General features: G+C 44.1%; 11 protein-coding genes. 2 read left to right on the top strand and 9 right to left on the bottom strand.

What is annotated here, in order from left to right; genetic code table 11:
• Positions 1–161: 161 nt before the first annotated feature.
• The 9 genes from sufB to SCRDD08_RS02595 form a co-directional block, all read right to left on the bottom strand.
• Positions 162–1,574, bottom strand: coding sequence for a Fe-S cluster assembly protein SufB (sufB, locus tag SCRDD08_RS02635; RefSeq protein ID WP_061422320.1), 1,413 nt, complete (start codon positions 1,572–1,574; stop codon positions 162–164).
• Positions 1,575–1,591: 17 nt separating this feature from the next.
• Positions 1,592–2,029, bottom strand: coding sequence for a Fe-S cluster assembly sulfur transfer protein SufU (gene sufU, locus SCRDD08_RS02630; RefSeq protein ID WP_002902442.1), 438 nt, complete (start codon positions 2,027–2,029; stop codon positions 1,592–1,594).
• Positions 2,016–3,248, bottom strand: a complete 1,233-nt coding sequence (locus tag SCRDD08_RS02625) for a cysteine desulfurase (RefSeq protein WP_061422319.1) — start codon at positions 3,246–3,248, stop codon at positions 2,016–2,018. The genes sufU and SCRDD08_RS02625 overlap by 14 nt, the downstream gene beginning before the upstream one ends.
• 40 nt (positions 3,249–3,288) lie before the next feature.
• Entirely contained in the window at positions 3,289–4,551 is a 1,263-nt protein-coding gene (sufD, locus tag SCRDD08_RS02620; protein WP_061422318.1) for a Fe-S cluster assembly protein SufD, read from the bottom strand.
• A 41-nt stretch (positions 4,552–4,592) separates the two neighbouring features.
• Complete coding sequence (gene sufC / locus SCRDD08_RS02615) at positions 4,593–5,363, bottom strand: Fe-S cluster assembly ATPase SufC (protein ID WP_005591767.1); 771 nt, start codon at positions 5,361–5,363, stop codon at positions 4,593–4,595.
• Between the two features lie 83 nt (positions 5,364–5,446).
• Positions 5,447–6,619 carry a glycosyltransferase family 4 protein gene (locus SCRDD08_RS02610; RefSeq protein ID WP_045500708.1) on the bottom strand — a complete coding sequence of 391 codons (1,173 nt, stop codon included), beginning with the start codon at positions 6,617–6,619 and terminating at the stop codon, positions 5,447–5,449.
• Positions 6,610–7,353, bottom strand: coding sequence for an adaptor protein MecA (gene mecA / locus SCRDD08_RS02605; protein ID WP_061422317.1), 744 nt, complete (start codon positions 7,351–7,353; stop codon positions 6,610–6,612). Before mecA ends, SCRDD08_RS02610 begins: the two co-directional genes overlap by 10 nt.
• A gap of 111 nt (positions 7,354–7,464) precedes the next feature.
• Positions 7,465–8,307: an undecaprenyl-diphosphate phosphatase gene (locus SCRDD08_RS02600; RefSeq protein WP_061422316.1), complete on the bottom strand. Its 843-nt coding sequence runs from the start codon at positions 8,305–8,307 to the stop codon at positions 7,465–7,467.
• Positions 8,308–8,395: 88 nt separating this feature from the next.
• Positions 8,396–10,291, bottom strand: coding sequence for a DUF2207 family protein (locus SCRDD08_RS02595; protein WP_061422315.1), 1,896 nt, complete (start codon positions 10,289–10,291; stop codon positions 8,396–8,398).
• 130 nt (positions 10,292–10,421) lie between these two features.
• Between SCRDD08_RS02595 and SCRDD08_RS02590 the strand changes: the two genes are divergently transcribed.
• A complete protein-coding gene (locus tag SCRDD08_RS02590; RefSeq protein WP_061422314.1) occupies positions 10,422–11,987 on the top strand; it encodes an ABC transporter substrate-binding protein/permease in 1,566 nt (521 codons plus the stop codon).
• Positions 11,984–12,724, top strand: coding sequence for an amino acid ABC transporter ATP-binding protein (locus SCRDD08_RS02585; RefSeq protein WP_005591761.1), 741 nt, complete (start codon positions 11,984–11,986; stop codon positions 12,722–12,724). The genes SCRDD08_RS02590 and SCRDD08_RS02585 overlap by 4 nt, the downstream gene beginning before the upstream one ends.
• The last annotated feature ends 19 nt before the right edge of the window (positions 12,725–12,743 follow it).

The raw sequence follows: 12,743 nt of genomic DNA, 5'->3' as shown, positions 1-12,743 counted from the left end.
TATTTGTATAGTCGTAAACGTTTAACGTAATCAAAAAAAGTTCTTTGAGGGTTAATTAGCAATATAGTATTCCGCTACTGTTTAACAGGCCCTCTGAATCTTTTAAACACTTTGCTTAAGCAAAGATTTATTCACAATTAAAAAGAGGTCAACGCCTCTTTTTATCCAACAGACCCTTCCATTTCATAGCTGATGAGACGGTTCAGCTCAACAGCGTATTCCATTGGCAGTTCCTTGGTGAATGGTTCAACAAAGCCCATGACAATCATTTCAGTTGCTTCGGATTCGGACAAGCCACGGCTCATGAGATAGTAGAGCTGCTCCTCTGAAATCTTAGAAACTTTAGCTTCATGCTCCAAAGCCACCTGTGAGTTGTGGATTTCATTAAATGGAATGGTGTCTGAGGCAGACAAATCGTCCATGATAATGGTATCACACTCGATATGGCTGACAGATTTCTTAGAATTGCGAGCAAAGGTCACTTGGCCACGGTAGTCCACCTTTCCTCCACCTTTAGCGATGGATTTAGACACGATGGACGAGCTGGTATGTGGCGCATTGTGAATCATCTTGGCCCCTGTATCCTGGTGTTGGCCAGCATTGGCAAAGGCGATAGAAAGCATGGTTCCACGCGCCCCAGGCCCGTCCAGATAGACTGATGGGTACTTCATGGTTGTTTTGGCACCCAAGTTTCCGTCAATCCACTCAACTGTCGCATCTTTCATAGCCCGCGCTCGTTTGGTTACAAGGTTGTAGACATTATCTGACCAGTTTTGAATCGTCGTATAGCGCATATAGGCACCGTCAAGGGCAAAGATTTCAACAATGGCCGCATGCAAGCTGTTGCTTGAATAAGTAGGAGCTGTACATCCTTCTACGTAGTGAACACTTGCTCCCTCATCAACGATAATCAAGGTGCGCTCAAACTGACCGGAATTTTCATTGTTGATACGGAAGTAGGTTTGAAGCGGAATGTCTACCTTAACACCTTTTGGCACATAGATAAAGGTACCACCAGACCAGACGGCGGAGTTAAGGGCAGCCAACTTGTTGTCTGTCGGCGGAACCAACTTAGCAAAATACTGCTTGAAAAGCTCTGGGTATTCCTTAAGAGCTGAGTCAGTATCTGTAAAGACGATTCCTAGCTTTTGGAACTCTTCCTTCATATTGTGGTAGACCACTTCGGACTCATACTGGGCAGCTGCACCAGCAAGGTAAGCTCGCTCCGCTTCTGGGATCCCAATCCGCTCAAAGGTTTCCTTGATCTTCTCAGGCACTTCATCCCAGCTTCTAGCTGGCTTATCAGAGGCCTTTTGGTAATAAATCAAGTCATCAAAATTAATTTCTGACAAATCTGGACCCCAAGTCTGCATCGGCATTTTCTTGAAAACCTCGTAGGACTTAAGGCGGAAATCCAACATCCACTCTGGTTCACCCTTGGCTGCAGAGAGCTCGCGAATAACCGCTTCATTCAGCCCTTTCCCTGTTGAGAGAACAGGCTCAACATCGTCATGGAAACCAAACTTGTACTCACCAAGATCAATTGGTTTTGGTTCTACTCTTTCTTCTGACATAATTTCCTTTCACATTCTTACTTTTTATCTTCTTCAATTGCTCGCTTGAGGGCATTCCAACCCAAGGTCGCACACTTAATCCGCTGCGGGAATTTGGCAACGCCAGCTAAAAAGGCTCCATCTCCCAACTCTTTCTGGCGACTGTCTTCTTGGCCCTGAACCATCTGCGAGAAGACTTCTGCTAATTCCAGCGCCTGCTCTTTTGTCTTGCCCAGAACCGCATCCGTCATCATGCTGGCCGAAGCCGTTGAGATAGTACAGCCGGAATTCACAAAGGCAATATCCTCAATCTGATTTTCAGCATTAAACTTCACAGACAGGCTGATGACATCGCCACAAGTCGGGTTATTGAGGACTACCTGCTCCACATCTTCCAGTTTCCCATGGTGATGGGGGTGAGCCGAGTGATCGGTCACAACCGCCTTGTAAAGACTGTCTAACTTAGAAAGCGCCATTGAAAAACTCCTTTGTCTTTTCTAAAGCATCTACCAACTTGTCACAATCCGCATAGGTATTGTAGATATAAAAGCTGGCCCGCACAGTCGCTGGCACCTGCAGGTAGGTGAGCAAAGGCTGAGCACAATGGTGACCCGCCCGAACAGCCACTCCTTCATAATCTAGAGCCGTTGCGACATCATGTGGATGGAGACCATCCAGATTAAAGGCAATCACGCCTGAGCGCTGGGCCAAATCCTGAGAGCCATAAATGGTCAAGCCTTCCACAGCCTGTAACTTAGGAAATACGTAGGCAATCAGGTCCTGCTCATGCTGAGCAATGGCATCCATACCCAAGTCTTCCAAATAATCAATGGCCGCCGCAAGACCGATTGCTCCTGCCATATTTGGCGTTCCGGCCTCAAACTTCCAAGGTAGTTCCTTCCATGTCGCCTCCTGTTCATAGACAAAATCAATCATTTCGCCGCCAAACTCGACTGGCGACATCCGCTCTAGCAGTTCTTCCTTGCCATAGAGAACCCCGATACCAGTAGGTCCAGCCATCTTATGCCCCGAAAAGGCGAAGAAATCTACATCCAAATCCTGTACATCAATCTTCATGTGCGGAATGGATTGAGCTCCATCTACCACCAAAAGCGCTCCTTGCTGATGAACCAACTGGGCAATTTCCTTGATGGGATTGATAATACCAAGGACATTAGAAGCATGAGCCAGAGAAACAAACTTAGTCTGCTCATTGAGCTTGGCACGGAAATCCTCCATATCCAGAGCACCATCTTTGAGATAGACATAGACCAGCTTGGCTCCAGTCTTCCTACAAGCTTCCTGCCAAGGAATGACATTGGAATGGTGCTCCATGATCGAAATCATCACTTCATCACCAGGCTGCAGCCTTTCAGCCGCAAACTGAGCCACCCAATTGAGACTCGTCGTGGTTCCTCGTGTAAAGAGAACTTCTCTGCTAGAAGCCGCATTGATAAAAGCACGAACTCTTTCTCTGGCTGCTTCATAGGCTGCTGTTGCCCGCTCGGCTAGCGTATGCACACCGCGGTGGACATTGGCATTGTCTCTAAGATAGTAGTTTTCAATAGCCGCTAGCACCTGCTTGGGTTTCTGGGTTGTCGCCGCATTGTCCAAATAAACCAAAGGCTCATCATTGACAATTTGGTCCAAAATGGGAAAATCTTGCTTGATTGCTTCTGCGTTAAATCCAGACATGAAGACTCCTATCTACTTACACGGGACAAGGCCCAGCTTTTTATCTTTTTGCGAGAATAATATCGATATTTTCAATCATTTCATCACGAACTTCTTTAACAGGGATTTCCACAATCACTGAACCTAAGAAGCCGCGCACGACCAAGCGCTCAGCTGTCGCCTTATCAAGACCCCGACTCATGAGGTAGTACATATCCTCTGGATCTACCTGACCGATAGAAGCCGCGTGACCAGCCGTTACATCGTTCTCATCTATCAAGAGGATTGGGTTAGCATCTGAGCGTGCTTGGTCAGACAGCATAAGAACCCGGCTTTCCTGCTGGGCGTCTGCACCCTTAGCACCCTTGATAATATGGCCGATACCATTGAAGGTCAGGGTTCCTTTTTCTAGGATAACCCCGTGTTGCAGGATATTTCCGATAGAGTTGCAGCCATAGTTAGTTACGCGGGTGTCAATTCCCTGAACCTGCTTGCCACTTGAGAGAGCCACCACTTTCATATCCGCATGACTTCCATTACCGTAAAGGTCGCTATCAAAGTCAGCCACAACATTGCCTTCGTTCATAACGCCGATAGCCCAGTCAATCATGGCATCGTTGTCCAGCTTACCACGACGGCTGATATAAGCCGTTACATTTTCGCCCAAACGATCAATAGCAGAAAACTTAATCTGAGCACCAGCCTGAGCAATGACTTCAACAGTGATATTGGCTGTTATTGGAACAGAGCCCTCGCCGTAAGTTTCCAAGCGTTCCAAGTAGCTAACCTTTGAATGCTTGCCTGCGATAATCAAAATATGCTTGTTAAAAGGAACATCGCTTTCGCTGTCCTGATAAAAAATTCCTTCAATCGGCTGGTCAATCTCAACATTGTCCGGTACATAAAGAACCGCACCACTGTTGAAATAGGCAGTGTGGTAAGCCGCCAATTTATCCTCGTCATACTTGACTGCGGACATAAAATGCTTCTCTACCAGCTCTGGAATCTCTTCCAAAGCAGAGTGGAAATCAGTGAAGACCACACCTTGCTCTGCCAAATCAGCTGGCAATTGCTCAAGAACTGTCTGAGTCCCCATTTGGATAAACTTGAGATTGTCCCCAAGAGACGTAAAATCTGGCACACTGGTCAAAGGATCGCTGTCAGAAATCCGTCCGTCTCCCAGATTCCAGCGGTGAAATTTAACCCGCTCAATAACTGGCAAATCCAGCTGGTCCATCTTGTCAAAAGCCTGCTGACGAATATCAGCCAACCATGCTGGTTCTGCGTGAACTTGTGAAAATTCGTGAATCAATTCTTTTGTCATGTCATTCTCCTATCTTTTATCAAAGTCAAAAGAATGTTTGACTAGACTTCTTCAGTATAGTTGAAGCCCAACTCTTCAGCCAATTTGGCATAGCCTTCTTTTTCCAAGCGAACTGCCAATTCTGGACCGCCAGAAAGAACAACTTTCCCCTCCATCATGACATGAACTACATCTGGAGTAATATAGTTGAGCAGGCGTTGGTAGTGGGTGATAATCATAGCCCCAAAACCTTCACCGCGCATAGCGTTGACTCCTTTAGAAACGACCTTAAGCGCATCGATATCCAGACCTGAGTCAATCTCATCCAAAAGCGCAAAAGTTGGCTCTAACATAAGCAACTGCAAGATTTCATTACGTTTTTTCTCACCACCTGAGAAACCTTCATTGAGGTAGCGCTCAGCCATCTCTTCTTTCATGTTAAGCAGTTCCATCTTTTCATCTAGTTTAGTAATGAAGTCACGGACAGAGATTTTTTCATCGTCTTCTTTGCCAGCATTCATGGCCGCACGGAGAAACTCCGCATTGGTAATACCAGGAATTTCACTAGGATACTGCATCGCAAGGAAGAGTCCCATACGAGCCCGTTCATCCACTTCTAGCTCCAAGATATTAACCCCATCAAAAAGCACCTCTCCTTGAGTTACTTCGTAGTTAGGATTTCCCATAATGGCTGCAGACAAGGTAGATTTCCCTGTTCCATTTGGCCCCATGATCGCTGCAACTTCTCCCGTTTTCAGAGTAAGATTTACCCCTTTGAGAATTTTTTTCCCTTCAATTTCAACATGAAGATCTTTGATTTCTAAGACAGACATTTCTTTTTCCTTTCTTTGCTTAGCTGATTTACATACTTTAGTATACCAAAAAAAAGCCTAAAAGGCTTTTATTTTGTTTAGAACTATTCTTGTTTGTGTTTCTTTTGGTATCTCTTCTCTCGAACTTCTTCTCGATAAGAGGAGTTGCCGATAAAGCGTAGAATATTGAGCAGAGGCGTCCTCTGCGGCCCCAAAACCCCTATTAGTTCTACCAAGAGTTCAACACCTAGCAGAAGACCAATTACGAGGAGGAGTCCACCGATGCGAGTCGATACATTTAGCAGGAGGGAAATCATAGAGAAAATCATCGAAATTCCATAGATAACCAGAACTGTTCCCCGATGTGTCAATCCTAAGGACAAGAGCCTATGGTGAAGGTGGTGGCGGTCAGGCTGGTAAAATTTCTGACCAGACAAAGTCCGACGAACGATTGCTAAAAAAGTATCGGTAATTGGTACACCCAAGATAATCATAGGCGTGACAATCGCTACTGCCGTCGCATTTTTCAAGCCCTGTAGAGACAGGACCGAAATCATAAAACCGATGAAAAGAGCCCCCGTATCCCCGCCATATATAATGGCTGGATGATAATTGTAAGGAAAGAAGCCAGCAATAGAGGCCACTAAAACCAAGATGGTCAAAGTCAGGAATAAATTATGGCCCGGCAAAAAAAAGTAGGAAACAATCCCCATGGTTAGCAAGGAAATAATGGAGACCCCGCTGACAAGGCCATCTAAACCATCCATGAGATTGACCGCATTGGTAATAGAGACAATCCAGAGAATGGTCAAAATAAAAGATAGCCAAGGTGGGAAAAAGAGATGGGGACCACCAAAAGGAATCTTAAAGTCATCCAAGCGGAAATCCGTCAGCCACCAAATCAGACAGGCAGCTAGCACAATCCCTCCTAACTTCATCAGGGGACTTAATTCTTTAATATCATCGATAAGCCCCGTCAGGGCAACAATCAAGCCTCCCAACACCACCGGCCAAATATAATCAAAATAAGTCTGTTCAAAAAAAGTGACGCCAACAATCTGCGGCATGAAGACCAAAGTTGCCAAGGTAAAAGCCGCTACAACTGCCAGACCGCCTGCACTCGGCATGGGCTTTTTATTGATTCGTCGAGCATTAGGATAGTCGACGGCATCCATTTTAAAAGCCAAGAGCCGAACGAGAGGAGTCAGCAAAACTCCGACAAAAAATGTCGCTAGCAGCACCAAAATGAACTTCAATGGAAAAGCAATCATACGCATTCAACTTTCTGCAACTGTTGGATGGCTTCTGTCACCAAAAGCAGACGCCCGTGTTCTTGTAGGACAGAACGAGTAATATCTGTATCCTCAGCAAACTCACGCATTTTAGCCAGTAACCAAGCTGGATAAAGAGCAGGTTGCTCTTCCAAATCTACCAAAATAGTCAGGTAGTAGGCAGAGTCATATTTATAAAGTTCTGATAAGTCTATTGGGTAGTCAACCGTTTTGGCGAAAGAAACTGCACTCTGCAAATCAGTAAATGACAAAATATAGTAGACATAACGGTCTAGATTTTCTTCCCTATCTTCTGAAGAATCTACAGAAGCCTCCTGGTCAGCCTCTGCTGCTTCTAAAGATTTGACCGCCTCAAGGTCATCCTTACTCTTTTCAAAGATATTTTTTTCCAAAGTCTTTAAGAATTCATCTGGAGACATCTGGCTAAGTTCATCCATGTCTGGTAGATTACCCAAGTCTTCAAAATTCAAATTCTTATCAATCTTGGATCTCGTCACAAAGACATCCAGCTTGTCTGGCTTAGGCGTCACTCGAAAGCTCAGCATACCACTGTCTAAAAAGCTGTCCGGCATTTCCAACTCATCCAAAATAGTATAGAAAAACTCTTCTGTTTTTTCTTGGGGAACTAGGAAATCTGCAATTTCCATTCCGTGTTCTTCTAGATCTTCCAACTGGATGGTGATTTTAATCGTCGAATCATTAATCTGTTTCACTTCCATCTCATCAACCTCATACTTTCATAGTCTTTCTATTATACTAAAATTCTAAACTTATTTCAAAAAAATAACTAGTCAAATAAGAAAAGGCTGGGAAAATTTCCCAAGCCTTGATTAGCCAATAATAACCTTAATCAGACCGTAAACCAACAAGAGGGCTCCGAGACCGATCCGATATTTACCAAAGATTGTAAAGTCATGATTCTTGACATAGTCTGTCAGGAAGCGAATCACATAAAGACTGACTCCGAAGGCCACTCCCATCGCTACCAATAAAAGGAATAATTGATCGAAACCTAAAGAATTACCCTTAATAATAAATTTCAGGATTTTCAGCCCACTTGCGCCAAACATGATTGGAATACCCAAGTAGAAAGTAAACTCTGTTACAACAGATCGGCTGACACCATTCAAGAGACCACCGACAATGGTCGCACCTGAACGGCTGGTTCCTGGAAAGAGGGACAAGACTTGGAAAAGACCGATATAAAGAGCAGTTTGATAAGGAAGTCTACTCAATTCTGTAACAGTCGGTTCCACCTGCTCTCGTTTTTCCAGATAGATAAAGGCAGCCCCGTAGATAATCAGCATGATCGCAACGGATACCAGATTATAAAAATGGGCTTCAAACCAATCGTCTAGGAAGAGGCCGATGATTGCAGCTGGCAAAGCAGCAACGACTACCTTGGCCCAGAGCTGCCATGTCAGCTGAATTTGACGAGCTGTTTTCCCTGGTTTAAAAGGGTTGAGCTTATCAAAATAAATCACCACAACCGCCAAGATAGCTCCCAGTTGAATGACTACATTGAACATTTCCATGAAGGCTGGATCTTCATTTTTATATTTGATAAAATCTTGAATCAGAATCAAGTGTCCGGTACTCGAAATGGGTAGCCACTCTGTAATTCCTTCAACAATTCCATAAATAATGGACTTTAAAATTTCAATAATAAACATAGATAACTCCTAAAACAACTTTAACATTTATTATACCACATATTGGAGGAGAGGAAAAGCTTTCACAAGGGCTTTTGCCAGCTTTTTATCAGAAAGCTCCGCCCCCGCCGCCTCCACCGCCACCAGAGAAGCCACCTCCTGCTCCGCCTCCCGATGAAACAGAAAAATGACTGGCCGTCGAGGCAATATGTCCATAATTTGAAAAACTATGGGAACTTGCGTAGAAAATAGGATGAAGATTGTATTGTAGATAAGTATTCATAGACGCGTTTTCCAAGGAAATCTGACGCAACTTCATGACCCGATTAACTCGATCTGCATAGCCAAATAGGGTAGCATAGACCAAAAGTCGGTTCCACAGGACAATGCCCTCTACCTCGGTATCGTATAGGCGAGCGATGTAGCGTAGCATATTCGCAAAGCTATTCCAGAGATAGAAATCATGGGCTCCCTCATCGCTCAAGACACCATCCCGCTGATATAGCTGCAAGGCTTTGCCCAGCAGAATGGTTAACACCGAAGCGACAGCTGCAAGCGGAAGATAGAACCAAATAAAACCGTCTAGCTTGATCAAATAGACAAAAAATGTCAAGAGAGACAAGCCAAAAACAAGGAAACTTGCCGTTAGAGCCAACCACAAGAGAAGCTTTTCTCCTCGTTTCAAAGGACGATAGTGATCCAGCAAGTTTAGCTCCCGAATCTCCTTTAATACTTGTTCAGACAAAAGGTTTAAATCAGTTGAAAAGCGATTTTTGATTCGATTTCCAATTTGGCGGATTCGCGCTTCATCTGTTGATTTTTTATTTTTATACAGGTCTTCTGAAATCTGATAAGATTCAAACAAGTCTACTACAGCCGCCTGTTTATGGTCGCCAAATGCCATCTGTAAGAATTGACCTTCAAACTCTGACAAACCTTTTTTAGAAGTTGGTTTCAAGATTGGCTTGTCTGCAGTTCCTAAAAGCTCGATGTAGCCTCGATCCATCAAATCCAGCAAGGTCGCCTGCACTAGATTTTCAAATTTTAAATGGGCCCGTCCGCCACTGGTCGGATCGACTTCTCTCATATCCACAGCAAAGATATTGGCCGCTACAATGAGAGGAGCCAGATCTTGCGGGGCTTCATAGAGGCGAGCGTCTTTTGAAAAAGCTTGGCTAGGACGAATCTTAATCCGAAAGATCAGATAAAATATTCCCGAAAGCATCAGCAAGAACAACCCCAAAAGAGGCAGATAAACTCCCCCCAAGCGATGATAAAACTGGCTCTTGGCTATAATCTCTTTCTCAACTACTTGAAAAGTCTGTAGATAGTTGGTTGCTTTTGGATCCTCTGCTGCCTGATGTAAGGCCTGGCGATGCCAATATCCATGCAGTTCAACCTTCTTCCTGCTAGGCAAATGAGATAGCAGAATCCGATAATCACCACGGTCCCTATCTATAGTGGCCGATTGGCCAAAATAACCTGTATGGACATACATGTCCGTTAAGGTCCAAGTTCCCAGACCCCAAACCTTAATCGTCACATTTTGCAACTCTTCTTCCCAATCACTGATCGGCGTCCATTTGAGCTCTGCAATATCTTTATGGAGAAACAGAAGATTGGTCAGGTTCCACGTGACTGTTACTTTGACCGTGTCGCCTTCTTTACCAGCATTGTAAATCTTAACCTCGTAGCCATCTCCTAAATCCGTGACTCGTGGCTCAAAGTTATATTTTACGACTCCGTTGGTTTTCACGGAAATTTTTGGATCTGAATCAATAGCAAAGCCTTCTGGCATCTTTCCTGCCGATCCTAAGGAGACCATCTGGCCATTGTAATCATCATCAAAATGATAAGTCACCTCTTCTGTATAGGTGGCTGTATTATCGGCGTGGATCTCCAAATTTCCTTGATAAGACTGGATTTGATAGTCTAAAGCTGACACCGTTCCAGCAAAAAATAAACTCAAAAAAAGAATAAAAATCCCTAACAAGTACCTTTTCATAAACCAAAGTCCTTTTCTAAATCTTTATCCTATTATAGCATTTTTCTCAAGTAAGGGCTTACTGGGATTGAAAAGTCGAATATTTTTCGGTAGAATAGAAAAAACTATTGTAGAAGGACTAGAAGAGAATATGAAAAAATTCATTTTAACCTTATTGACAGCCCTCCTCGTCTGTCTGGGAACCCTTACCGTAGCTCAGGCAGATGATTATCTTAGAATTGGGATGGAAGCGGCCTATGCCCCTTTCAACTGGACCCAAGATGATGATTCAAATGGTGCTGTTAAAATCGAAGGAACAAATCAGTATGCCAATGGCTACGATGTCCAAGTTGCCAAGAAGATTGCTCAGGAAATGGGCAAGGAACCTCTAGTTGTAAAAACTTCTTGGAACGGACTGATTCCAGCCTTGACATCTGGTAAAATCGATATGATTATCGCTGGTATGAGCCCAACTGCCGAACGGAAAAAAGAAATCGCCTTTTCTAATAGCTACTATACCAGTGAGCCTGTTATGCTGGTCCGAAAAGACGGCAACTACGCCAATGCCAAGAACCTTGAAGACTTCAAAGATGCTAAAATCACCTCCCAGCAAGGTGTCTATCTTTACAATCTGATTTCTCAGTTGCCAGGTGCCAAGCAAGAGACCGCCATGGGAGATTTCGCCCAAATGCGTCAAGCTCTTAAATCTGGTGTTATTGACGGATACATTTCTGAACGTCCCGAAGCTCTGACAGCTGAAGCTGCCAACTCTAAGTTCAAAATGATTCAATTCAAAGAGGGCTTTGAGGTTGGCGAAGAGGATGCTTCCATCGCCGTCGGCATGCGTAAAGACGACAGCCGAATCGAGCAAGCTAATGCAGCTATCGCTAAACTCTCAACAGATGACCAAGTCCAGCTGATGGATCAGATGATTAAGAATCAGCCTGTAGATACTGACACTGACGATGCTGAAGACACATTCTTCAACAAGGTTTTTAAGATTTGGAAGGAAAATTGGCCACAGTTCTTACGCGGAGCTGGTTTGACCTTGCTCATTTCCATCACAGGGACAATTGCTGGCCTCTTCATTGGCTTGTTGATTGGGGTCTATCGGACAGCGCCCATTTCAAAAAATAAGGCTCTAGCCTTCCTGCAAAAACTATTCGGTTGGTTCCTCAATGTTTACATTGAAATCTTCCGTGGTACTCCTATGATTGTACAATCCATGGTTATCTACTATGGAACGGCTCAGGCTTTTGGCATTTCGATTGACCGGACGGCTGCAGCCATCTTTATCGTTTCTATCAATACTGGTGCTTACATGAGTGAAATTGTCCGTGGTGGTATCTTTGCTGTTGATAAAGGACAATTCGAAGCGGCTACTGCGCTCGGAATGACCCATGGCCAAACCATGCGCAAGGTCGTCCTACCACAGGTAGTTCGCAATATTCTGCCTGCGACGGGGAATGAATTTGTCATCAATATCAAGGATACATCTGTCCTGAATGTTATCTCCGTGGTGGAGCTCTACTTCTCAGGAAATACCATTGCAACTCAGACTTATCAGTATTTCCAAACCTTCACCATTATCGCAGCTATTTACTTTGTCTTGACCTTTACCGTCACTCGAATCCTACGTTTCATCGAGCAGAAATTCGACACAGATCATTACACAACAGGTGCCAACCAAATGCAGACGGGAGAATTGAAACAATGACCGAAACAATTTTAGAAATTAAAAATCTCAAAAAATCTTATGGGGAGAATCAAGTCTTAAAAGACATTTCTCTGACTGTCCACAAGGGCGAAGTTATCTCCATTATCGGAAGTTCAGGTAGCGGAAAATCAACCTTTCTCCGCTCCATCAACCTCCTAGAAACACCTACTGCTGGAGAAATTCTCTACCGCGGAAAAAATGTCTTGGACGAAAACTACGACCTGACTCATTACCGCGAAAAATTAGGCATGGTGTTCCAAAGTTTCAATCTTTTTGAAAATCTCAATGTCCTAGAAAACACTATAGTAGCTCAGACAACCGTGCTCAAAAGAGAGCGTGCTGAAGCAGAAAAGATTGCCAAAGAAAATCTAGAAAAGGTAGGTATGGGTGAGCTCTACTGGCAAGCCAAGCCTAAACAACTCTCAGGTGGACAAAAGCAGCGGGTTGCCATTGCGCGTGCGCTTTCCATGAATCCTGATGCCATCCTTTTCGATGAGCCAACTTCAGCTCTTGACCCAGAAATGGTCGGCGAAGTCCTGAAAATCATGAAGGAATTGGCTAAAGAAGGCCTGACAATGATTGTCGTGACCCACGAAATGGAATTTGCCCGCGATGTTTCCAGTCGTGTTATCTTTATGGATAAGGGCGTCATCGCAGAAGAGGGCACTCCACAAGAATTCTTTACCAATCCTAAAGAAGAACGAACCAAGGAATTCCTACATCGCTTCTTGAAATAAACAACCAATCAAACAAACA

Origin of the sequence: Streptococcus cristatus (genome assembly GCF_001578775.1) — a bacterium.
In the GTDB taxonomy this organism is placed as follows: domain Bacteria; phylum Bacillota; class Bacilli; order Lactobacillales; family Streptococcaceae; genus Streptococcus; species Streptococcus cristatus_A.
Note: the sequence above shows the minus strand (reverse complement) of the source record. Positions and strands in the feature narration are given on the sequence as shown.